Genomic DNA, 1,442 nt, shown 5'->3' on the forward strand with positions numbered 1-1,442 from the left:
GTGTGTGTCGTCCTAATATAGGTTGACAGTTATTAGGCCAGCTCTCGAAGCTGGCCTTTTCTATTATGCACTGCGTTAGGCGTTTCCATATCTAATGCTAAGTGCGGTCTCATTTCATTGTAAATTTTGATTGATTCGGTAACGAGTATTTTCAACTCTTCGATTGTTTTACATCGGTAGAGTAAGAACTCTTGCTTAAGTATACCGTTTATTCGTTCTGCTAATGCATTTTGATAACAGTCGTAACCATCTGTCATTGACGGCTGGATCCCATTCGCATTCAACTCATTCTGGTAGATAGCTGAACAGTATTGTAGCCCTCTGTCTGAGTGGTGAACACTGTTACCTGCATATCGTTTATCTTTGACGGCCATCTTCAGTGCTTTGACTACATTTTCAGCCCTCATATCCAAGCTCAAGTGGTGCCCTACAATTTTACGCGTGCTAGAGTCTGTTACTAACGATAGATAGTGTACACCTTGGTCGGATTCGAGATAGGTGATATCGCTAACAAGCACATGCTTTGCATTATGCAGACCTTCTTCCTTAAGTAAATTTGGATGCTTTTTCATCCAATGTTTACTGAATGTAGTTTTGGTAAAGCTTTTCTTTGGCTTAACGAGTAGTCCCTCGCTCCTTAAATAAGTAAAAAAGCCATCTCGACCTAGTTTAATCCCATGCTCAACCAACTTTGGTTTTAAAAGTTTATAGAGCTTACGCGTCCCTATTTGCGGCATATACTTGCGCCAATAAAGTACCCAATCTTTAATTATCGATAGCTCTGCTCTTCTACATTCCATGCGAGAAACAGCCTGGTAAACCGACTGTCTGGATATTCCCACAACCCGGCATGCTGCCGCCAAATTTATTTCTTTTCTTTTTTTGGCTTGCCAGACGTACCGGATAAGTACTTTTTTCTGAGACCTGCTCCATACTCGTTATCCATAATATCTACCATTCCATTAAGGATTTTATTGCGGAGCTTTTCGTCAGCTAATTCTCTCTCGAGGCGTTTTATTTTTTCGGCTGGTGTTTCTTTTGAACTTGGCATAAGTGGATGCTGAAATGGTTTCGACCAGTCGAGTCTACCATGCTTTCTGAGCCAAACCAGTACCGTCGACCTTCCTTGTATTCCGAAGTGAGCTTGTGCCTGTTTATAAGAGAATTCGCCTTTTTCTACACGCTCAACTACACCCAATTTAAAAGCTAATGTGTAATCACGCTGTGTGCGCTTAGGTCTTTGATTACTTGAAGTTGTCATAAAGAAGTCCTCTTTATGTCAACGTATTTTAGGACGGGACAAGCGCGCACAAAAAAGCCCGCTTAAAGCGGGCTTTTATCACAAAATTGTTAAGCGTTAGCTTACCAACCTGTAGTCTCGCGAAGCGCCTTGCCGATTTCAGCAAGTGAACGTACAGTTTTAACGCCAGCGTCTTCTAGTG

Annotated in this window: 1 protein-coding gene; it reads right to left on the reverse strand. The window is 41.8% G+C overall.

Annotated features, from left to right (window positions below):
- Positions 1-32: 32 nt before the first annotated feature.
- A protein-coding gene (locus QVA83_RS11455) for an IS3 family transposase (protein ID WP_139125424.1) occupies positions 33-1,261 on the reverse strand; the annotation gives its coding sequence in 2 pieces (ribosomal slippage) (positions 33-910 and positions 910-1,261; 1,230 coding nt in all).
- Positions 1,262-1,442 lie beyond the last annotated feature (181 nt).

It is taken from the genome of Alteromonas sp. AO-Serp (assembly GCF_017849675.1).
Taxonomy (GTDB): Bacteria; Pseudomonadota; Gammaproteobacteria; order Enterobacterales; family Alteromonadaceae; genus Alteromonas; species Alteromonas macleodii.